The following is a 20,374-nucleotide window of genomic DNA, read 5'->3' as shown; positions in this document are numbered from 1 at the left end:
CGTGAGACGAGGCCGTTACTTCTCTCGAATGAAGATGTTGATAGGCGTGCCGCTGAAGTTCCAGTTCTCACGAATGCGGTTCTCAAGGAAGCGGCGATAAGGCTCCTTGACCCATTGAGGCAAGTTGCAGAAGAAAGCAAAGCTAGGCACTGCCGTAGGGAGCTGCATCACATACTTAATCTTGATGTATTTGCCCTTGGTGGCGGGAGGAGGTGTCGCCTCGATGATGGGGAGCATTACCTCGTTGAGCTTGCTCGTAGGGATACGTGTACTTCGACGCTGGTAAACCTCCTGTACTGTCTCGAGTACCTTGAAGATGCGCTGCTTGGTCAGAGCTGAGATAAAAATAATTGGGAAGTCTGTGAAGGGAGCCAAGCGAGAGCAAATAGCGTCCTCGAAGGTCTTGATGACTTTCTGGCTCTTGTCCTCGACCAGATCCCATTTATTGACGCAAACTACCAAGCCCTTGCTATTCTTCTGTATGAGGGAGAAGATATTGAGGTCTTGGCTCTCGATGCCTCGAGTGGCATCGAGCATCAAGATACATACGTCGCTATTCTCAATGGCTCGTATCGAGCGAATGACCGAGTAGTACTCGAGATCTTCGTTTACCTTACCACGCTTGCGGATACCTGCGGTATCGACGAGGTAGAAGTTCATGCCGAACTTGTCGTAGTGCGTATAGATCGAGTCACGTGTCGTGCCAGCTCGGTCGGTAACGATGTTGCGTTCCTCTCCGATGAAGGCGTTCACGAGCGAGCTTTTGCCTGCATTGGGTCTGCCGACGATGGCAATACGTGGGCAATCGAACTCTTCCTCTGCCTCTGTATCCTCGGGCAGTGCCTTGACGATCTCGTCGAGCAGGTCGCCCGTGCCGCTACCATTGATGGCAGAGATGCAAATTGGGTCGCCTAGACCGAAGCTATAGAACTCGGCTGCAGCGTAGTGTTGGTCGAAGTTGTCGGCCTTATTCGCTACAAGCAGCACTGGCTTCTTGGTGCGGCGGAGCTTAGAGGCGACTTCATCGTCGAGGTCAGTCGTGCCATTCTCCACGTCCACGACGAAGAGAATCACGTCTGCCTCCTGCATGGCTACCTCCACTTGCTTATTGATTTCCTCCTCGAAGACGTCCTCACTACCAACGACCCAGCCGCCAGTATCGACGATAGAGAACTCCTTGTCGAGCCACAGTACACGACCATACTGCCGATCTCTTGTCGTGCCAGCCTCCTCGTTTACGATGGCTTGGCGGGACTGCGTTAGACGATTGAAAAGGGTAGACTTGCCCACGTTGGGGCGTCCGACTATTGCGACTAAATTACTCATATTCGTTGCTTATAAAAATGTTATATCCTCTCGGACTAATCTAGTTGATAACCATAGCGGCGCAGTAGATTATCTCGGTTGCGCCAGTCTTTCTCGACCTTGACGAAGATCTCGAGGAAGACTTTTTTGTTGAAGAACCGCTCCATATCCTTACGTGCCATCGTGCCGACTCGCTTGAGCGCTATGCCCTTGGGGCCGATAATGATGCCCTTCTGGCTTTCTCTCTCGGTGATGATGAGGCACTGGATATGTATCCGCTCGGCTTCTTCTTTGAATTGCTCTACGACGACCTCCACGGCGTACGGGATCTCCTTCTGATAGTACAGCAGGATCTTCTCCCGGATCATTTCCGTGACGAAGAAGCGTGCGGGGCGGTCGGTGAGAGCATCTTTGTCGAAGTAAGGAGGCGAGAGAGGGATTAGGCTCTCAATGCGCTTGCGCAGAGGCTCTACATTGAAGCGGTTGAGCGCCGATATAGGCACAATCTCCGCCTGTGGCAGACGCTCGTGCCAGAGCTCTACGAGCTTCTCTAGCTCTGTCTCATTGCTCAAATCGAGTTTGTTAATCACCACGATAAGCGGACAGCTCACGCTGCGTACTCGGGCGAGGAACTCCTCGTTCTTCTCTGCCGACTCTACCGTGTCGGTCACATAGAGAAGTACATCTGCATCGCCAAGGGCAGACTCGCTAAACTCAAGCATACTCTGCTGGAGCTTGTAGTTGGGCCTTAGGACACCCGGTGTGTCACTATAGACGATCTGCATCTCGGGCGCATTGACGATGCCCAAAATGCGGTGGCGTGTAGTCTGAGCCTTGCTGGTGATGATGGACACGCGCTCGCCTACGAGTAGGTTCATCAGTGTCGATTTGCCAACATTGGGGTTGCCTACTATATTGACGAAGCCCGAGCGGTGCGTGGCTGCTATTTCTGTCATAAAAACTAATTGCGGTGAAGTACGAGTTCCCGAGCTATCAACTCGGATAGCACTCGTAGAGATACATTTCTGCTACAAAGATACGCAAATCCAGTAGCATTGCCCCTCGGGCCGTATAGTACACAGTGAGCCCCCCTCCACGAGAGAAGTCTACTGAGAGAGGAGGCTTAGGGAATGGCTAGAGGATAGATCGGGGGCGAATACCGAGAATGCCGCTTGGTAGCCCTCGGCCAAGCGGCCTAGCTTGTCCTGCATACCGATGGCTCGTGCTACACGTCTAGTCCCCATATCAATAGCTTCGGCAAATGTTACGCCTAGGTAGCTCATTGCATTGCTCACAGCCTCGGGCATAGAGATAGCCGAGCCTGCTAGGTTGCCGTCGGGATTGACGTAATAGCCCTCCGGCGTGAGGATCGCATATAGCCCTTCCCAAGCCATTTCTTTCATTCGTCTACCCAGCACAGCGGCATCGGTGAGCAAGATGAACTGCTCGCCCTTGAGCTTGTAAGCCAAGCGAGCTGCAGCTGGGTGACAATGTCTGCCGTCTAGAATTACGGGTGTGTAGACCTCTGGGTGCTCGAGCGAAGCGCCCACTAGACCGGGCGAACGGTGCGTGAAGGCCGACATAGCATTGTAGAGATGCGTGACGATATGCACGCCTCTATCAAATAGAGTCATGGCCTCCTCGTAGGTCGCATCCGAGTGCCCAAGGGAGATTTGTATGCCAGATTCTAGGATTAGGTCGATAGCCTCGGGCGACCACATCTCGGGGGCGAGCGTAATCATGCGGATAACGCCACGCCCATACTCGATTAGCTCCCTTAGCGTATCTAGTGTGGGAGAGCAGATGACTTGTGCATTGTGGGCTCCCTTACGAATTGGATTGAGGAAAGGCCCCTCTAGATGCATGCCCAATATATGAGGGTTGGTCTGCATTGCTGCTCGTACAGCATCGATCGCTGTGAAGATTGTCTGCACGGGTGAGGAGATCAGCGTGATGTAGAAGTAAGGCGTTGCGTGCTCTAGACAGGCCTCTGTAACCTCGGCTATTGTCTCGGCATCGGGAGTGAGAGAGAAGTATCTGGTGTAGCCGCCATTGATCTGTATGTCGATGAGTCCCGGTGTGAGGATATGCCCCTCTAGGTCTATCACTTGTTCGTACTCGGCGGTCTTGTCGGCTCCTACCGAGCAGATGTGTCCATTGGCGACGACTAGACTGCTAGCAGAGAGCTCCTGCCCATCGCTGATGAGCCGAGCATTCTTAATGAGTATGCGATTGGCCACTATGTCTTAAGTTTTTAGTTCGGGTAATCTAGTAAATGTTGTATGATGCGCTCCCTTGTTGCATCTTTGAGTAGAACCTTGCCGCCACGCTCGAGTAAATAAATCGTCGGGCTAGCTTTGATGTCGTATAGCTGGGCAGACATTATCTTGTCCTCGGCGTCGTAGCCCGCTTCGTAGTGGCTAGGTAGGTTGGAGGTCGCCTGCATAAACTGCTCCTCAGAGCTCTGTAGATAGATGACCAGTACGCCCAAGCGACCGGCCCCGATGCTCTCGGCGATGATAGGTACCTGCTCTAGCTGCTCTAGCCAGTGGCTACACGTTGGGCAGTCGGGTGTGGCGAAAACGAGGAGCGTCCGAGCTGCTTTTTGATGCTTGAGGTGCCGCTGCGTCCCCTCTGTGGTCGTATAGATGAAGTCTGTGGCCTGAGAGCCGACACTATTCTTGTCAAGGAGCTCCAGAATAAGCCTAGCCTGCTCCTGATACGCCGCTGCTACCTTGGGCGATCGAATAGCCCATTTGAGTATCGTGCGGTAGTGTGCCTCCGACATAATCGGGGAGGCTGCCTCGTAGAGTAGGGTGCGGTACATCGAGAGGACAAAGAGGAGCATGCTGCCCTCGCTCTTCTCGAGAGGGCGAAGTAGAGCGCCCTCAACTTCATCGGCGGAGAAGCTCGTGAGCAAACCGCAGTAGTCGGCGAAGGCAAACTCCATAGCCGGGTGCCGTATGAGGGTCGTATCGGCGAAGTCCATCTTGTCCCAAAAGTGATCGAGCATATACCGAGCTTTCTGCTCTGGTCTCTGTAAGTGGAGTGGCGGCGTGGGGCGCTCTAGAGGCTCTGGTTCCTCGGGGTGACGCACGAGGGGAGCGAGCGTGTCGGTCGTGGAGGCTGTGCTCTGCTCCGCCGAGCGAGTGGCGCAGGATAGGCAAGCCAGCGCCCCCACTAGGGCGTAGAGGTAGGCTAGGGGAGATCTAATCATCTTGGTGGGCATCAATAAAGCAAGAGGGTGTGTCGAAGTTGTCTATCGGCACACCCTCTTAATTGTATCGTTGGGTAACGACTGGAGCTATCCGGCCGTACAGCTGGGCAGGACGAATGCTACTTGAGCGTGCCGTTCTGTGCAGCCTCGATCATCTCTTGGCTAGGTAGGATATACACTTCTACACGGCGGTTCTCCTTACGTCCCTCGGCAGTGCTGTTGTCTGCGATAGGCTCGTGGCTACCCTTGCCTACGAAGCTCATACGCTTGGCATCTACCCCCTGACCTACTAGGTAGTTGTACACGCTCTTGGCACGATTGACCGATAGAGGGTCGTTGATGCGGTCGCTACCAGTATTGTCGGTGTGGCCGATGATCTGGATATTGGTCAAGCCATTAGCCTTGGCGTTCTCTGCAAAGGCCTTGAGTGATGTGATAGACTTCTGAGATAGATTGGCAGAACTGCTGGCGAATAGGATACCGCTATCGAAAGTAACTCGGATAGCCTGACCGTCATTGACACTCTCGATCTTGGCTCCCTCTACGGCCTTCTCTAGCTCTTTCTTCTGCTGGTCCATCTTGTTGCCAATGAGGGCACCTGCTGCACCACCCACTACTGCACCGATAGCAGCGCCTAGACCGGTATTGCCAGCTACGTTACCGATACCAGCACCTAGGGCAGCACCAGCGGCTGTGCCTATACCACCACCCTTGATGGCGTTGCTCAGTCCGCAGGATGTGAATAGGAAAGACCCTGATAGCAGAGCCACTGCGATTGTTTTTTTAGTCATCTTCTTTCTTCTTATTAAGTTGAGTTTATATGTTATCTTATCGTCTATGAGTCGCCTCGTCCGCCGAAGTACTTCATAAACTGGATACGCTCAAAGACATTAACATCTTCGGGGGTCGAACCGTTTAGTCTAGCCCTAAATTCGTCTACACTTCTATAGCCACGCTTGTCCATCCACATGCCTAGAGCGACGAGGGCGTTGGAGATAGCCGATGGCCCCTCCTTGTAGAGGGCGGTACACATTTGTACTGAGCTAGCCCCAGCCAGCAGACTTTTGGTGACCTCCTGCCATGTGTATATCCCAGTGGATGAGCTGATCTCCACTTGTGGGACGAGCGAGCTCACTAGAGCCGTGAAGCGTAGAGTGTCGGTGAAGTCGCCTACATGGGTAAAGACGTCGCCACTACGGAACTCCTCGGTGTTGAGGTCTATGTCGGACTGATAGCTGCGGTTGAATAGCGTTACGGCATTGGCTCCCGAGGCACGCAACTTGTCCACTAGTGCTGGTAGGGCTGTGTGGTAACGAGATAGCTTAACGATGATCGGGATACTCAGCTTGGAGCGTAGACTCTTGACGATGTCGCAGTAGTTCTGCTCCGAGGCTAGAGGGTCGAAGTATAGGTCTGTTTCTAGACGCATGATGTTTACCTCGAGAGCATCTGCTCCAGCCTCTTGAATACGTGTGGCGAAGTCTACCCAGCTATCGGCTCTAAGGCAGTTGATGCTGGCGATGACGGGGATATTGAGTTCACGTTTGTAGTGGCTAATCTGCTCTAGGTATCGACCTACCTCCTCGGCGCGCACATAGTGAGCGATGTATTCGGAGGCTTCGGTGTAGTCATTGTGCTGCTCCATTGATTGGGCTTCGGCCTCGATCTGCTCCTCGAATAGGGATTTAAGAATCACAGCGCCAGCACCTGCGTTGGCGAATGCTTTCACTTTGTCGAGGTTGCGAGTCAGCCCTGAGCTCCCAATGATGATAGGGCTCTGTAGATGTAGCCCTACAAATGATGTACTGATGTCTGCCATGACAGTGTATATATGTTATTAAGTTTCTGGTTCGATGCGTTCGTATGCCTCAAGGGCTATACGCTCGCCTACGAGGCCATAACTTGCTTACTTGTCGGTTTATCGGAACAAAGTTAGTATTAAAATTTGTATATCCATAGCTTTTTTATTAAGAGTTACACGGGGGGCTCTCTTTTAGTAGCGAAGGCTACGGTTCCTCGTTGGGTGGTAGATTCTATCTCTCCGTATGAGGCTCGTAGCACCTTGTTCTAGATGGGGGAGCCTCTCGTTGTATTTGTGTGTTGTCTGTGCTCTCAACCATAGCGCTATGTGGGCAGGCGATACCTCTTCTGTCATAGCTTGCCTATCATCTTCTCATCTTTTTCGTTATTTCTATTGGGGTAGCGCTGTATACAGCTCCTCATCGGTCCAAGGCTATGAGCGTTCATTCTTCTACTTTTTAGTTAAAGAGTGTTAAGGAGTTGCTGAGGAATTTGGGCTAATGGGTGGGTATTTCCTAAAGGTTGTTGCGTCGAGCTTAGAGGATTGATGGGAAGACTTGTTGGGATTGGTGGGCTAATCCTCTCAGATGTGTCCACCAATCTTGCGAGGTTGATGGGAAGAAAACCTCAAAAATGCTTCGTTTTCGGAGAATCTTTGCCGATTTACTGATGTATATATTTTTAAATCAGCATTTTACGGTCGGGACGTTTTAGGCGATTGTTTTTATTCGGCTAGGGGTAAGTACCCAAACGAGGGCAAACCTCATCTAGAGCCTTCTAGGGGGTAAATACGCCGTTCTCCCTTCTCTCGTTCCAAGGCCTGCAAATCATTTGATCGGCATCCATAAACGTTAATGAATGTATAACTCTAGGAGTGTCGCCCCGTCCCGTGTTGGTATGCCTATTGTCTAGATGCCGTGTAGCGCATAATTGCCTCTAGAGTAGGCTCTATATCTAGTGATGTGAGGGGTGTTTTGGGGAAATATGTTACTCGGCTACTCTGCTCGGGTGTATACAGAGCATTGGCCGATCGGGCTTTCGGTTTTTTGTCTTAAATTCGTGTGCCTCGTTCCGTGCAGGTAGAGGCCAATTAAGTGATTTAGATTGTAAGATGGGTTTGACTAGTTTTTTTGCACTGCGCTATCTCTTTAGCCCCTCTCGTATGGGGGCGGTCAATTGGGTTTCGGGGATCTCTGCCGTAGCCATTGCGGTAGTGTCTATGGCTCTCGTTGTAGCACTCTCCGTATATAATGGTTATGTCAAGCTCATACTCCAAACCACTGGGGCTGCTGCCCCCGAGTTGCTCATCACACCACAGCAAGGCGCTACTCTCGATATGCGAGAGCCAACGCTCCTCACGGCTCTAGAGAGTGACCTAGTGGCTAGCTATAGCCCTATGTTGCGGGCAAAAGGCGTTATACGACACTTAGCTACGGAGCAAATGGTCGATGTGGTAGGGGTAGCTCCAGAGTACTGGCAGGTAGTTGGTGGGGATAGCCTGCTACTCGAGGGGCGACTTCCCAAGCAAGGCTCCTCAACCCCCGAAATACTTGTAGGTATGGCCTTAGCCTCCGAGGGGATTAGCCCGATGTCTCAGCAGGACGCTCGGCTCTACTTTCCTCGTAGGCAGGGGCTCATCAATCCGCTTGCTCCCGGCACAGCCTTCCGCTCGACAGAGCTCGTGGTCACGGGTATTATGCGCCCTGTGGACGAAGAGTTCGATCGTCAGGGCTATGTCGATATCTCGGTCATGCACGACCTGCTGGCCTATCAGGAGCACATAGCTACGGCTGTGGCGCTTCGGCTGGCTCGTGGCGTCCCACCAACCGAGGGGAAGCAGCGCCTAGCGGAACGTCTAGTAGGTAAGTACCATTTGCTTGATAGGGCTGAGCAGCACCCTGAGCTTACTTTTCTGATCCGTATGGAGAAGCTGATGGTTTTTTTGATCATGACGTTCATTCTTCTTTTGGCGGCCTTTAACTTAGCTAGTGGTTTGGCGATGCTTATCCTAGAGAAGCGTGCCGATCTACAGACGCTGCGTGCTCTCGGTATGACGTCCCGTATGGAGGGGCGTATTTTTGCGCTCGCTGGCGTCCTGATTTCGCTGCTTGGATCGTTTGTGGGTGTCACACTTGGGCTAATCTTGAGCTGGCTACAGGAGCGATTTGAGCTCATCGAGGCAGGGCAGGGTTTACTTACGATGCCATTCCCTATCGACATTCAGGCTTCCGATATTTTACTTATCCTCTTGTGTACTACCCTTATCTCTTGTGTTATATCTATGGTGCCTAGTTTCTTCTTTAAGAAAAAGCGTTCTTGATATCCTAGAGGCTTAAAAAATTTCTCTGTTTTAGACTTATATATAGAAATAACTATCTATATTTGCCTCAGAAACATTCAAGCAAATTCACGGATTAGATCACATTAAGACTATCAGTGTTTCTATGAAATCAACGGAAATTTTAGCAGCCCTAGAGGCTAAGCATCCCGGTGAAAAGGAATTTCTCCAGGCTGTCAAGGAAGTTCTCCTCTCAGTAGAGGAAGTGTACAACCAGCATCCAGAGTTTGAGCGCGAGGCCATCATCGAGCGCCTTGTGGAGCCAGACCGAGTGATCACCTTCAGAGTACCATGGATCGATGATGCAGGTAAGGTGCATGTAAACATCGGCTACCGTGTGCAGTTCAACAACGCTATCGGCCCATACAAGGGCGGTATCCGCTTCCACCACACAGTTAATCTATCAATCTTGAAGTTCCTCGGCTTCGAGCAGACTTTCAAGAACGCTCTTACTACACTGCCTATGGGTGGTGGCAAGGGAGGTTCGGACTTCTCTCCTCGTGGTCGCAGCGACAGAGAAATCATGCGCTTCTGCCAGAGCTTCATGGCTGAGCTATGGCGCCATGTAGGCCCAGATACCGACGTGCCAGCAGGCGACATCGGTGTAGGAGGTCGTGAGGTAGCCTATATGTACGGTATGTACAAGAAGCTAGCCAATGAGCACACTGGTACTTTCACTGGTAAGGGTATGGAGTTTGGCGGTTCTCGTCTGCGCCCAGAGTCCACCGGTTATGGTGCCGTTTATTTCGTAGATCACATGTGTCGTGCCAATGGTTTAGAGCTCAAGGGCAAGACCGTGGCTATCTCAGGCTTCGGTAACGTAGCTTGGGGTGTGGCTAAGAAGGCTACCGAGCTTGGAGCTAAGGTGGTGACTGTATCCGGCCCAGACGGATATGTGTACGACCCAGAGGGGATCAACACGGAAGAGAAGTTCCAGTGCCTACTCGACCTGCGCTCTAGCGGCAATGATGTGGTAGCAGACTACGTGAAGCGCTTCCCACATGCTCAGTTCTTCCCCGGCAAGAAGCCTTGGGAGCAGAAGGTAGACATCGCTATGCCATGTGCTACTCAAAACGAGATGAACGAAGACGATGCCCGTATGCTCCACAAGAACGGAGTGATCCTCGTGGCCGAAACGTCCAACATGGGTTGTACAGCCGAGGCAGCCGAGTACTATGTAGAGCATAAGATCATCTTCGGTCCCGGTAAGGCTGTGAACGCAGGTGGTGTAGCAACCTCTGGTCTAGAAATGACACAGAATGCGATGCACCTAGGCTGGACAAACGAAGAAGTAGATGCCAAGCTACACCAGATCATGAACGACATTCACGAGCAGTGTGTGAAGTATGGTCGTGAAGAAGGCTACATCAACTACGTTAAGGGTGCCAACATCGCTGGCTTCCTCAAGGTAGCCAATGCAATGGTACAGCAGGGCGTCGTATAGGACAGGCCATATTTTTCTAACTAAGATTATAACTTGCGGTGCGGTATCCCCGAGGGGGTCGCACCGCTTTTGTTTTCGTTATCGCTTTGTCCCTCAAAATCAGATTAATTGCACTATGAAAATACACTAAGAGAGAAATAAATTATTAACTTAGTCCTCGGTTAATGAGCTTTATCTTATTTTATTTGATTGATTTCTGTCGCTTGGCTTTATAAATGTGTTGCTGTACGGTGCTAGTTTTATAGTTTCATCATAATTAATTCACATTAAGTTATGAGTATCATTCTTTCTCTATTGCCTATTGCTCTGCTCATTGTATTGATGATAGGCTTCAAGATGCGAGGTGACCGCAGTGCTCTGTGTGCACTATTGGCGGCGGTGGTTATCGCCATTTTTGCAGTGCCCTCCATGGACGGCTTCGGTGCACTACCCGAGGGTTTCGGAGCGGTCTACGTCTGGTGGGCTTTCGTCGAGGGGGCACTCAAGGCGATTTTCCCTATCCTGATCATCATTATGATGGCGATTTACAGCTACAATGTCTTGCTCGAGAGCAAGCAAATCGAGGTGATCAAGCAGCAGTTTACAAGTATCTCTAGCGACAAGCGCATTCAAGTGCTCCTGATCGTATGGGGCTTCGGGGGGCTACTCGAGGGTATGGCCGGCTTCGGGACGGCGGTCGCTATCCCAGCGGCTATCCTTATTGGTCTAGGTTTCAAACCGGGATTTTCGGCCCTTGTATCACTCATTGCCAATAGTGTAGCCACGGGCTTCGGAGCAGTTGGGGTGCCTGTCATCACACTGGCCAAGGAGGCTATGGGGTCCGATGTGCCAGCCGATGTAATCCGCATTGTCGCTGGCGACGTCGTCCTACAGCTCTCCGTGCTGATGTTTATGATCCCATTTGTGATTCTTTTCTTGACGGATACAAGTCGCAAGTACATTATTCCCAACATTCTGCTGACCCTAGCCGTGGGAGCTATCTCTCTGGCTACTCAGTTTGCAGCAGCGTATTGGATTGGTGCAGAAACACCAGCCATCATAGGAAGCATCGCCTGTATCATTTTCTTGGTAATCTATGCCAAGGTTAAAGAAGGGAAGAAGGCCGATGCTCCCAAATACACGACCCAAGAACTAGCTAAGGCGTGGGCTGTCTACGGCTTTATCCTCCTATTCATTGTATTGGCTAGTCCACTCTCTGGCCCTATTAGTGAGTCCCTCAAGACGACATTGGTGTCCAAGATCCATTTGCCTATCTACGCAGAGGGCAAGACTTTCAACTTCGGTTGGCTCTCCAACGCAGGGTTGATGCTTTTCCTTGGTGCTTTTATTGGAGGACTTATTCAGGGCGTTAGAGCAGGGCGTCTATTCGCTATCCTAGGTCAGACGGTTGTTAAACTACAAGCCTCTGCAGTGACCATCATTAGCCTTGTGGCCATGAGCTCTGTGATGAGTCATAGTGGTATGATTCTCTGTATTGCCAATGCTTTAGCCGAAGCTACTAGCGCACTCTACCCACTCTTCGCACCTCTTGTCGGTGCTATTGGCACGTTTGCCACTGGTAGTGACACCTCGTCCAACATTCTCTTTGGTAAGTTGCAGGCCGATGTAGCAGGGCAGATTGGTATGGATAAGGCTTGGCTCGCAGCAGCCAATACGGCTGGAGCGACGGGCGGTAAGATTATTTCTCCTCAGAGTATCGCCATCGCAACGGCCTCGTGCAATCAGCAGGGGCAGGAGGGAGCTATCTTGCGCTCGGCACTCCCATACGCCTTGGTTTATGTCTTGATCGCTGGGCTTACCGTCTACTGCTTCTCGCATCTAGCCTTGTAGTTCCTCTCTGGAGTCATGCGGTTTGCACTTTCGTTAAGACGGTGATTACACCAAGGGGGCTGGACAGAGATAACGTTTCTGTCCAGCCCCCTTGGTTATGTATTGCTATGAGGAGAATAGTTTAGTCCACCAGCTTGGCGTGTAGTTCACGCAGACGAATAGCACAGTCCTTGAGTCGAGCGAGGATGTCGGCTCGCCGTTCTAGTTCGTCACGACGATTGCTTAGCGCCTCCCTTGCACCGGGTATGGTGAGTCCCTTATCCCGAATAAGATGTTTGATGAGCTTGAGGTCATCTATATCCTTCTGTACGTAGCGCCTTGTCCCACCAGCCGAATACTTGGGCTTGACATGGGGAAACTCTCGCTCCCAGTGCTTGAGCGTCGAGGCTGGTTCGCCCAAGATCTGAGCAACCTCTCGCACATGATAGAAGACCTTAGCCATCTGATGGGTTAGGGGGTATAGGTTTCCATGAGCTTGCAAGTACCATGAGGCTCTAGCTGGATGCCCGTAGCCTCGGCTGGTACAAGTACGCTTTGTCCTTGGTGTAGCTCTAGCGTGTGGCCTGCATCGTCCGTTAGAGTTAGCTTACCAGACATCACAATGTAGATGACGAAGCTATCGAGAGCCGACCAGTCACGTTGTAGGGGCTGATCTAGCTCGAGTAGGTTGGTTTTGAAGTACTCACAGCTGACGATGGGGTTCGCTTCATTGGGCTTGGGCTGGTAGGAGGTGCGATAGTCCTCGTGTAGGGTATAGTCGATCGCATCTTTGGCTAGCTCGGTGTGTAGCTCACGCTTGTTGCCTGCGGCATCTGTGCGGTCGTAGTCGTAGATGCGGTAGGTAATGTTGCTCGTTTGCTGAATTTCCGCTACGAAGCAACCTGCCCCAATAGCATGCACACGCCCAGCAGGCAAGAAGAAGACATCTCCCTCGGCGACCTTATACTCCTTCATAACCTCCATGATAGAGCTATTTTTGATGCGCTCCACATAGTCCTCGGGAGAGGACTGCTGGCTAAAGCCACTGAATAGCTTAGCCGTAGGCGAAGCCTTGACCACGTACCACATCTCTGTCTTGCCAAACGAATTGTGGCGTGCCATACCGAGCTTATCATCGGGGTGCACTTGAATGGATAGGTTATCCTGAGCATCGATGAACTTGATAAGCAGAGGGAAGCGCTCTCCGAATCGCTTCTGCACACGGTCGCCCACTAGACGAGCGCCGTAGGTCTTGATGAGCTCATCGAGATTTTTGCCCTTGAGTGCTCCTGCGTCCACCACCGAGTAGTTGTCGTCTACATGGGAGATTTCCCAGCTCTCGCCTACCTTGTCGTTATTAGGCTCAAGGCCTTTGAAGGGGCGAATGTCTTGGCCGCCCCAAATCACTTCCTTGAGCAGTGGCTCAAAGGTCAGAGGATACAATCTAGTTAAATTCATTGTGTCGTTTATTAGTTTTTATTCTGTCTTCGTTTTAGCTTGTTCGCTTTTTAGTATAGCCTTGAGCTTAGCCACGATTTCGGGGTGCTGCTCGGCTACATTGTTGGCTTCGCCGAGATCCTCGGCCAAGTTGTAGAGTTGGTCTACATCGCTATTGCCCGTTTCTATCTCAGGTCCCCATGGGATCATCTTGGGGCCACCTTTGGGCTGGATATACTTCCAGTCGCCTAGGCGGATAGCTAGGGTTTTGTTGGCCGCCTGAGTGATGATGTACAGAGGCTCGGTTGCATCTCCTGCAAGCCATGCTTGTAGAGCATCTCGGCTATCGGGGGCTGCTCCCTCGGGGAGGGTGCTCCCTACTAGTTTGGCGAGTGAGGCGATCCAGTCGATTTGGCTTACTACCTCATGGCTTACGCTGGGTTGCTGGATTTGCTTAGGCCAATGTACTAGAGCAGGAATGCGTGCTCCCCCCTCGAATGCACTGTACTTGTAGCTGCGAGAGTGTCCTGAGGGCTTGTGCTCGCGGAGGAGCTCTTCGGCACTATCGGCATAGCCATCGTCAATCACAGCTCCATTGTCGCTCGAGAGGATAATGAGTGTATTCTCCGTCAGTCCAAGTCTGTCTAGAGTCTGGAGCACCTGCCCTACTGTGTAGTCGAACTGCATGATTGCCTCGCCACGTAGCCCCATCGGGCTCTTGCCTCGGAAGCGAGGATGAGGGAAGCGAGGTACATGCACATCGTTGGTCGCCAAGTAGAGGAAGAAAGGCTCGCTCTGGTTGCGTTCAATGAACTCGACGGCTTTTGTCGCGATCGAGTCGGCGATGTCTTCGTCACGCCAGAGGGCTTTGCCTCCACCTTTCATATAGCCGATGCGACCGATGCCATTGACTATGGCCATATCATGCCCGTGGCTGTGTTTGAGGTTGTAGAGCAGGTCTGGGCGATCTCGTCCTAGTGGTTCGTTCTCGAAAGGCTTGGCGTAGCTCACCGAGATTGGAGCCGTGGGGTCGTAGTTTGCCACTTGCCCTTGCTCGATGAAAACGCAAGGGACGCGGTCGGCAGTGGCTGCCATGATGTAGCTATAGTCGAAGCCGATGTCCTTGGTGTGACGTTTGAGAGGCGCATTCCAGTCCTGTCTGCCACTCTCCTCGCCAAGTCCTAGATGCCACTTCCCTACTACTGCGGTCTTGTATCCAGCCTCGGAGAATAGATCGGCTAAGGTGTATTGCTCTGGTTTGATGATCATGGCTGCATCTCCTGCTGCGACGTCCGTCCCGGCTCTGCGCCATGCATACTCACCCGTGAGCATAGCATATCTAGACGGGGTGCTTGTAGCTGCAGCGGCATACGCATTGTCGAAGCGGATACCACTATTGGCTAGACGGTCTACGTTGGGCGTACTGACGGCTTGGGCGCCATAGCACGACAAGTCACCATAGCCGAGGTCGTCGGCATAGATGAGGATCACGTTGGGTCTGTCGCCTGCGCTCTGTGCTCCTAGGGCTAGCGGGGCGGCTAGGGCGAGCAGGCTATATTTGAGTCCGTCCTGCATAGATTGCGAAAATTTCTAGGCGTTTGTTTGGGATATCATACCGAGAAGCTCGTCTAGATGTTTGCGGCTATTGGCAAGGCGTGGGATCTTGTGTTGCCCGCCGAGCTTGCCCTTCTCGTCTAGCCAGCGATGGAAGAGGCCGCTAGGGGCGACTTGTAGAGCTAGGGGCTTGAGGGTCATATCCATATAGCGCTTGGCTTCGTAGTCGGAGTTAAGTTTCTGGAGTTCCTCGTCGAGGACACGTGCGAAAGTGTCGATATCCGCAGGAGGAGTGGAGAACTCAATCAGCCAATCGTGGCGTCCCTTCCCCTCGTCATGGAAGAAATGTGGTGCCGCTGTGTATTCGGCCACCTTAGATTTGGTCTCGTATGAGGCTCTAGCTATGGCCCGATCCGCATTAGCCACCATGAGTTCCTCACCGAAGGCATTGATAAAGTGCTTCGTCCTCCCAGTGATGATGATGCGGTAGGGGTTGATGCTTGTGAACTGCACGGTGTCGCCAATGAGATAGCGATAGAGACCTCCTAGAGTACTCATGAGGATAGCGTAGTTCTTGCCCGGCTCAACCTCCCACAGTGGTATAGGGGCTGTGGGGTCGCAGATTGGGTCTGCGCTCTCGTCGATCGCCTCAACGGGGACAAACTCGTAGAAGGTGCCGTAGTCGAGCATCAAGAGCATCCCTCGCTGGCTTGGATCGTCTTGTATGGCTACGAAGCCTTCGCTGGCGTTGTAGGTCTCTTCGTAGCGCATTGTCGTCGAGGGAATGAGCTCTTGGTAGGCCTCACGGTAGGGCTCGAAGCTGATTCCACCGTGGAAGAAAACCTCGAGCGAAGGCCATACCTCGCTGATGTTGTCCGCACCTGTATAGTCTAGCACCTCCTTGAGCATGACCATCATCCATGAGGGTACACCCGATAGGCTCCCAACCTTGGCCGAAGCGACCTCTCGCACGATCGCTTTCATCTTAGCCCCCCACTCGTCCATAAGTAGCGTTTTGGTGCTGGGTACACGCATCAGCGCCCCAAGAGCAGGCATATGCTGTACGAGGATAGCACTCAGATCCCCCGCCGAGCTATTGCTCCCGAGGTCTATGGGAGCGTGGCTACCACCGAGGACAAGGCCTTTGGTGGAGAAGAATCGGCTGTCGGGGTAATTGCGTAGATAGAGCCAGAGGGCATCGCCTCCGCCTCGATAGTGGCAGTCATGTAGATGCGTGTAAGGTACGGGAATGTATTTGCTCTTGTCGTTGGTGGTACCACTGCTTTTGGCGTACCAGCGACATGAGCCGGGGATTAGGATATCACGTTCGCCGCGGATCATACGCTCCACATCGGCCTTGACCTCCTCGTAGCTCTGCACAGGGGTACGGCTAGCGAAGTCGTGGTAGCTACAGTTGCGTGTGAGCGCATGGCGACGACCAAACTCTGTGCGCTCTAGTCTACCCAATAGACGTTTCAGCTGCTTGAGTTGTATCTCTCTAGCATTATCCCGATAACTCTCGATGGCTCGTATGCGCATCTTGGCCCACTGATAGACCAGCTTAGTTTTCAGATCCATAAATATCGTTTGTATCTGTGTCCTATCTCTCTGCTTATGCGCCTAGGCTGATAGAGCTGGGTAGGCTAGATAAGCTCAGTGAGTAGGCAGTAAAATCTACTTAACCTCTTAGTATGAGGCATAAAGTTACGACTTAATACCAGTACCAGCAAAGGGCTCGCCACTGGCAAGATAATCGGCCCCAATACAGAAGCCCTGCGATAGCTCCTCGGAGGCTATTGCAGGGCTCGTATATTGTAGGCTAGTATCCGTGCTAGAGTGCTGGCTGTGTGAGCAAGCTCTCTAGCTGGGTCATCGTTTGCCTAAAGCCCTCGTCCACGCTCATTCTATCGCCTACGGCCTTGACCCCGTGCATGACGGTCGTATGGTTTTTGCGCCCCAGACGCTCGGCAATGGCGTTGTAGGAGTGATCGGTGTGCTTCTTGGTCATATACATCACGATCTGTCGTGGTAGAGCGATGTCTGCTCGTCGTGTGCTGCTACGTAGCTGAGCGACCTCGATGTTGTACTCCTGAGCCACAATCTGCTGGATACGGTCCATCGTGATCTCGGGCTTCTCCATATTGATTGAGGTACAGACTACCTGACGAGCATCGCTCATGTTGATCTCTCTCTGGCTCATCTGCGCACGGATCACAAGCGTCTTGATCGCACCGTCTAGCTCACGTACATTGTTTTGCATATTCTCTGCGATGAACTCGACGATCTCGTCGCCTAGCTGCACGCCACTCTCCGCCACTTTGCTACGCAATATCTTGCGTCTGAGCTCAATGTCGGGGCGCTCTAGTGGGATCATCACCGAACTCTGTATGCGGGTGAAGATGCGATTCTCGATGCCTCTAAACTCCACGGGAGGGATATCCGCCGTCAGGACGATCTGCTTGTTGAGCAGATATAGGTGGTTGAAAATCTCGAAAAAAGCCTGCTGGGTTTTCTCCTTACCCACGAGCCCCTGTATGTCGTCTATGATCAGTACGTCCATCTGCTGGTAGAACTCGATGAACGAGCCTCGCTCTCGGAAGCGTGCATCGTGGACATACTGAGCCTCAAACTTGGCGCTAGAGACATAGCAAACACGCATACTTGGGTGTAGCTCCTGTACCTTCTGCCCGATAGCCTGCGAGAGGTGAGTCTTGCCCACACCGCTAGGGCCGTATATAAATAGGAGATTTAGAGGAGCCTGTCCGGGGCGCTCAGCTACACCTTGAGCGATCATACGGGCCACACGATTGCACTCGCTCTCGTAGAAAGTCTCGAAGCGTAGGGCGTCGTTGAGGAAGCTCACATAGTTCTCAGTCTTGCGTGCTGGCATCTCTTCCTGCTTGCTCGCTGGTGTTTCAGGTAGAGAGGCTGTTTGGCTCCGATACTCAAAAATCAAGATGGCGTTGGCACCTACATAGGACTGCAACATGAGGTTAAACTCTCGGGCGAAGTTCTCCTCGAGATATATAGCGAAGTGCTCCGTAGGCACTCGGAGGGTCAGTTCCTCTCCCTTGATGCCGCAAGGCTCAATGGGGGCTATCCAGTTTTTGACTGCTGTTTCGTCCAGCAGCGAAACCAGAAAGGCGTGGCATTTGCTCCAAAGACTTAGGGCCGATGCCACCTCGTCCTCGGTAAACTTGATTGGTGCGAGCATAAATATTTCGTGTAGCGCAGTATTTATTTGACTATGAAAAAGGCGACTAAGAAGCACACATTTTGTACTCTTTTCGTCTTACAAAGTTGTCCAATAAATCGGGAAGAAAAAAACCTTTTTTGCCTTGTTTTTTTCGATCTAATTATATCATTTTTGTTTTCAGTGCTTTATATATATCAACTAATGCACACTGCACAGACTTTTCGTAAGTTGTTGTTGTTCAAATATTAGGTTGAGTACGCACAGGTTATCAACAGATTTATGCACATTGCACGGTCGTGATTAATTGACCACTTATGAACATCTTACGCTATTCGTCTAGAAAATCTTTCCACACCACCCAGAGGACGCCTTGAGGGTGTGCATAGTGTCGCCTAGAGAGTACTGTCTATTGCTTCCTACAAGGCTCTTATCCTGCTATCTTGAGCAGAAGTCTATGGGCGTAATTTGGTTTGACATAAATTTACAACTCTATATTAAGTTCGTATTGCTTGGTTAGGGCTCATAGCCCGCTAGGGTGCAAAATGGCAAATCGGATATTTGTCCCCTAGCAGGCTCTGTATGGCGTCCGAGTCTATTGGCGCATCTGAACTCTAGTGAGGTGGAAATAGTGGCCTAAAAAGCCTTGTTTTTAATGTAATGATAACCATGTGTTTAGATGGATTTTGTGTGCCGGTTATTATGCTCGTGGCTCATTCCTCAGTATTTCTCCCCATCAATCTTCTCGGATCAGTGGACCTATCTCAAACAATTAGCCCACCAATCTGGAGAGATCCTCCCTTCAATTTGTCCATAATGAGACCGTTGCACGGCATTTTGCCTGTTTTCGGTTAGAAACGTCGTATATATCTCTGATTATTACTATCTTTAATATGTAATTAACTGTATCGACATGGCAACCAAACCAACCGAACAAGCTCCGAGCTTCCTACAAGTATATACTCAGGTTCGTCGCGACCGCATGAAGCACTCCTTTCTGCGCCAAATCAATGCTTGCGTTGATTGGCGAGGTATCCGCACGCTGCTGAACAAGAAGTACACCAAGACACAGAATGCCGTAGGCAACCCTGCCTACGATGCCTTGCTGATGTTCAAGATTCTTTTGCTAGAGACATGGTANCTGCTGAACAAGAAGTACACCAAGACACAGAATGCCGTAGGCAACCCTGCCTACGATGCCTTGCTGATGTTCAAGATTCTTTTGCTAGAGACATGGTATGGTTTGAGCGATTATGAGGTTGAGGAACGTATCAATGACTCACTGCTTTTCAGCGAATTCCTGGGCTTAGACCTTGGCTATCCCTCTCCCGATCATAGCACCATCAGNGATTATGAGGTTGAGGAACGTATCAATGACTCACTGCTTTTCAGCGAATTCCTGGGCTTAGACCTTGGCTATCCCTCTCCCGATCATAGCACCATCAGCCGTTTCCGCTCGGAGCTAACGCGTCTAGGGATTATGGATAAACTCCTTCGAGAGCTGAACAAGCAGTTCAAGAAACATGGCATTAGCCGTATTGACCAAGGCGCCATCGTTGATGCCAGTATTGTAGACAGCCCTTATGCTCCCGATGGTAGTGTGGTTATAGAAGTGGCCGAGGATAGAGAGGATACTCGCTCGCAGGATGCGTTGGCTCAAGAGGAGGCTTATCAGTATGAACTCAGAAGTGGTAAGCCCGGTGTTGATGCAGAGGCTCGTTGGGTACGCAAAGGCAAGCATTATCGATATGGGTATAAGAAACACGTGCTTACCGATGAGCAAGGTTTAGTAGAAGCCCTCATTACAACCCCCGCTAATTGTGCAGATACGGTTGCTTTGCCCGCCTTAATCGAGAAATCCGAGTTGTCATCAGGGGTAAGTGTACTAGCGGACAAAGGCTATTGCAGCAAAAACAATTCGGAGTACTTGGCTCGTCGTGGCTTGGTGGATGGCATTATGCTCAAGGCTATTCGTGGGAAGACTCTTAACGAGAGTCAGAAGGCATTCAATCGTGTGATCAGTAAGACAAGGTGCTNTGGCTTGGTGGATGGCATTATGCTCAAGGCTATTCGTGGGAAGACTCTTAACGAGAGTCAGAAGGCATTCAATCGTGTGATCAGTAAGACAAGGTGCTTGATAGAGCGCACCTTTGGCAGTATTCGTCGGTGGTTCTTGGGGGGACGCTGTCGCTACCGAGGGTTAGAACGAACGCATACACAGAATATCCTTGAAGCTATGGCGTACAATCTCAAACGTATGCCAGGGCTGCTTGTGCT

The 20,374-nt window shown here is 51.4% G+C and carries 15 protein-coding genes; 4 read left to right on the top strand and 11 right to left on the bottom strand.

Annotated elements, in window-relative coordinates; all coding sequences use genetic code 11:
• Nucleotides 1-15: 15 nt before the first annotated feature.
• From der to HQ41_RS07090, 6 genes are all read right to left on the bottom strand, one after another.
• On the bottom strand, nucleotides 16-1,326 hold the full coding sequence (gene der / locus HQ41_RS07115; RefSeq protein ID WP_044189801.1) for a ribosome biogenesis GTPase Der: 1,311 nt from the start codon (nucleotides 1,324-1,326) through the stop codon (nucleotides 16-18).
• A 35-nt stretch (nucleotides 1,327-1,361) separates the two neighbouring features.
• Nucleotides 1,362-2,261: a GTPase Era gene (gene era, locus HQ41_RS07110; RefSeq protein ID WP_044189800.1), complete on the bottom strand. Its 900-nt coding sequence runs from the start codon at nucleotides 2,259-2,261 to the stop codon at nucleotides 1,362-1,364.
• Nucleotides 2,262-2,411: 150 nt separating this feature from the next.
• The gene (gene nagA, locus HQ41_RS07105; RefSeq protein WP_052405342.1) at nucleotides 2,412-3,545 is read right to left on the bottom strand and encodes an N-acetylglucosamine-6-phosphate deacetylase; all 1,134 of its coding nucleotides are present in this window, start codon (nucleotides 3,543-3,545) and stop codon (nucleotides 2,412-2,414) included.
• 14 nt (nucleotides 3,546-3,559) lie between these two features.
• Nucleotides 3,560-4,522, bottom strand: coding sequence for a DUF5106 domain-containing protein (locus HQ41_RS07100; protein WP_161780594.1), 963 nt, complete (start codon nucleotides 4,520-4,522; stop codon nucleotides 3,560-3,562).
• 119 nt (nucleotides 4,523-4,641) lie between these two features.
• Nucleotides 4,642-5,313, bottom strand: coding sequence for an OmpA family protein (locus tag HQ41_RS07095; RefSeq protein WP_044189794.1), 672 nt, complete (start codon nucleotides 5,311-5,313; stop codon nucleotides 4,642-4,644).
• 44 nt (nucleotides 5,314-5,357) lie between these two features.
• Nucleotides 5,358-6,341: a dihydroorotate dehydrogenase-like protein gene (locus HQ41_RS07090; protein WP_044189791.1), complete on the bottom strand. Its 984-nt coding sequence runs from the start codon at nucleotides 6,339-6,341 to the stop codon at nucleotides 5,358-5,360.
• A gap of 1,098 nt (nucleotides 6,342-7,439) precedes the next feature.
• On the opposite strand from HQ41_RS07090, the gene HQ41_RS07085 reads away from it, so the two are divergent.
• From HQ41_RS07085 to HQ41_RS07075, 3 genes are all read left to right on the top strand, one after another.
• Complete coding sequence (locus tag HQ41_RS07085; protein ID WP_044189870.1) at nucleotides 7,440-8,642, top strand: FtsX-like permease family protein; 1,203 nt, start codon at nucleotides 7,440-7,442, stop codon at nucleotides 8,640-8,642.
• Between the two features lie 124 nt (nucleotides 8,643-8,766).
• Nucleotides 8,767-10,104, top strand: coding sequence for an NADP-specific glutamate dehydrogenase (gdhA, locus tag HQ41_RS07080; RefSeq protein WP_044189789.1), 1,338 nt, complete (start codon nucleotides 8,767-8,769; stop codon nucleotides 10,102-10,104).
• Between the two features lie 273 nt (nucleotides 10,105-10,377).
• Nucleotides 10,378-11,934 (top strand): L-lactate permease, encoded by a 1,557-nt coding sequence (locus HQ41_RS07075; protein WP_044189787.1) that lies wholly within the window; start codon nucleotides 10,378-10,380, stop codon nucleotides 11,932-11,934.
• Between the two features lie 121 nt (nucleotides 11,935-12,055).
• On the opposite strand, the gene HQ41_RS07070 is transcribed toward HQ41_RS07075, so the two are convergent.
• The 5 genes from HQ41_RS07070 to dnaA form a co-directional block, all read right to left on the bottom strand.
• The gene (locus tag HQ41_RS07070) at nucleotides 12,056-12,376 is read right to left on the bottom strand and encodes a MerR family transcriptional regulator (RefSeq protein WP_044189784.1); all 321 of its coding nucleotides are present in this window, start codon (nucleotides 12,374-12,376) and stop codon (nucleotides 12,056-12,058) included.
• 8 nt (nucleotides 12,377-12,384) lie between these two features.
• Nucleotides 12,385-13,371, bottom strand: coding sequence for a type I phosphomannose isomerase catalytic subunit (locus tag HQ41_RS07065; protein ID WP_044189782.1), 987 nt, complete (start codon nucleotides 13,369-13,371; stop codon nucleotides 12,385-12,387).
• An 18-nt stretch (nucleotides 13,372-13,389) separates the two neighbouring features.
• Nucleotides 13,390-14,925, bottom strand: coding sequence for an arylsulfatase (locus tag HQ41_RS07060; protein ID WP_052405340.1), 1,536 nt, complete (start codon nucleotides 14,923-14,925; stop codon nucleotides 13,390-13,392).
• A gap of 15 nt (nucleotides 14,926-14,940) precedes the next feature.
• Nucleotides 14,941-16,482 (bottom strand): GH3 auxin-responsive promoter family protein, encoded by a 1,542-nt coding sequence (locus tag HQ41_RS07055; protein ID WP_044189779.1) that lies wholly within the window; start codon nucleotides 16,480-16,482, stop codon nucleotides 14,941-14,943.
• A 253-nt stretch (nucleotides 16,483-16,735) separates the two neighbouring features.
• Nucleotides 16,736-18,118 carry a chromosomal replication initiator protein DnaA gene (dnaA, locus tag HQ41_RS07050; RefSeq protein ID WP_044189778.1) on the bottom strand — a complete coding sequence of 461 codons (1,383 nt, stop codon included), beginning with the start codon at nucleotides 18,116-18,118 and terminating at the stop codon, nucleotides 16,736-16,738.
• Nucleotides 18,119-19,004: 886 nt separating this feature from the next.
• Between dnaA and HQ41_RS07045 the strand changes: the two genes are divergently transcribed.
• Nucleotides 19,005-20,374 (top strand): IS5 family transposase (locus HQ41_RS07045; protein WP_369794238.1); only part of this gene is annotated, 1,370 nt, incomplete at its 3' end.

The organism is Porphyromonas sp. COT-290 OH860, from assembly GCF_000768935.1.
Classification (GTDB): domain Bacteria; phylum Bacteroidota; class Bacteroidia; order Bacteroidales; family Porphyromonadaceae; genus Porphyromonas.
Note: the sequence above shows the minus strand (reverse complement) of the source record. Positions and strands in the feature narration are given on the sequence as shown.

Bases quoted from the DNA above. Each gene is read 5' to 3' on its own strand.
- der (WP_044189801.1), bottom strand. From the start codon at position 1,326: ATGAGTAATTTAGTCGCAATAGTCGGACGCCCCAACGTGGGCAAGTCT.
- era (WP_044189800.1), bottom strand. From the start codon at position 2,261: ATGACAGAAATAGCAGCCACGCACCGCTCGGGCTTCGTCAATATAGTA.
- HQ41_RS07100 (WP_161780594.1), bottom strand. From the start codon at position 4,522: ATGATTAGATCTCCCCTAGCCTACCTCTACGCCCTAGTGGGGGCGCTG.
- HQ41_RS07095 (WP_044189794.1), bottom strand. From the start codon at position 5,313: ATGACTAAAAAAACAATCGCAGTGGCTCTGCTATCAGGGTCTTTCCTA.
- HQ41_RS07090 (WP_044189791.1), bottom strand. From the start codon at position 6,341: ATGGCAGACATCAGTACATCATTTGTAGGGCTACATCTACAGAGCCCT.
- gdhA (WP_044189789.1), top strand. From the start codon at position 8,767: ATGAAATCAACGGAAATTTTAGCAGCCCTAGAGGCTAAGCATCCCGGT.
- HQ41_RS07075 (WP_044189787.1), top strand. From the start codon at position 10,378: ATGAGTATCATTCTTTCTCTATTGCCTATTGCTCTGCTCATTGTATTG.
- HQ41_RS07070 (WP_044189784.1), bottom strand. From the start codon at position 12,376: ATGGCTAAGGTCTTCTATCATGTGCGAGAGGTTGCTCAGATCTTGGGC.
- HQ41_RS07065 (WP_044189782.1), bottom strand. From the start codon at position 13,371: ATGAATTTAACTAGATTGTATCCTCTGACCTTTGAGCCACTGCTCAAG.
- HQ41_RS07060 (WP_052405340.1), bottom strand. From the start codon at position 14,925: ATGCAGGACGGACTCAAATATAGCCTGCTCGCCCTAGCCGCCCCGCTA.
- HQ41_RS07055 (WP_044189779.1), bottom strand. From the start codon at position 16,482: ATGGATCTGAAAACTAAGCTGGTCTATCAGTGGGCCAAGATGCGCATA.
- dnaA (WP_044189778.1), bottom strand. From the start codon at position 18,118: ATGCTCGCACCAATCAAGTTTACCGAGGACGAGGTGGCATCGGCCCTA.